Origin of the sequence: Kitasatospora sp. MY 5-36 (assembly GCF_001182915.1) — a bacterium.
Lineage (GTDB): Bacteria > Actinomycetota > Actinomycetes > Streptomycetales > Streptomycetaceae > Kitasatospora.
Map to the genome: position 1 here is coordinate 1 of NZ_LFVW01001003.1, position 805 is coordinate 805.

The 805-nt window shown below is 75.0% G+C and carries 1 protein-coding gene; it reads left to right on the forward strand.

Annotated elements, in window-relative coordinates:
- The coding region (locus tag AE652_RS39395; RefSeq protein WP_049660386.1) for a nucleotide disphospho-sugar-binding domain-containing protein at window positions 1-759 on the forward strand (759 nt) is incomplete at its 5' end.
- Window positions 760-805 lie beyond the last annotated feature (46 nt).

Consider the following 805-nt stretch of genomic DNA (forward strand, 5'->3'; position numbering starts at 1 on the left):
GTCGATCCGCTGCGGGAGTGGCTGGAACCGGTGTTCGGCCGGTTCGGCGTGGAGTTCGACGAGGAGGCGGTCCTCGGGCAGTGGACGGTCTTCCCGATGCCCACCTGGGTCTGGCGCCCGGCCGGGATCCCGTACGTCCCGATGCGGCACGTCCCGTTCAACGGCCCGAGCACCACGCCGTCCTGGGTGTACCGGCGCCCGGAGCGGCGGCGGGTCTGCTTCACCCTCGGACTGGCGCACCGGGAGGGCCGCGGCCACGGGGTGTCCGCCTCGCCGCGCGAGGTCTTCGACGCCATCGCGGACCTCGACGTCGAGGTGGTCGCGACCCTCGCCCCCGGTCAACTCCCGCCGGGGCTCCGCGTTCCCGACAACGTGCGGGTGGTCGACTTCGTCCCGCTCAACGACCTCCTGCCCACCTGCGCGGCCGTCATCCACAGCGGCGGCGCGGGGGCCTTCGCGGCCGCCGTCGAACACGCCGTCCCGCAGCTGATCGTGCCCAACGTGTACTGGAGCGAGAAGTGGTGGGGGCCGGTGGCGATGGCCTCCGGGCTGGAGGAGCAGGGCGCCGGCCGCTACGTCGCCGACGCCGACGGGCTGACCGGCGAGCTGCTCCGCTCCGAGCTGCGGCGGGTCCTGGAGGACCCGGCCTTCCGGGAGGGCGCCGCGCGGGTGTCCGAGCAGTCCGCCGCCCTGCCGAGCCCGCACGACCTCGTCCCGGTCCTGGAGGGGCTCACCGCCAAGCACCGCTACCCGGCCTGACCCCCGCACCGGCCCGCCGGGCCTCGGTCAGCAGCATCAGCGCGAG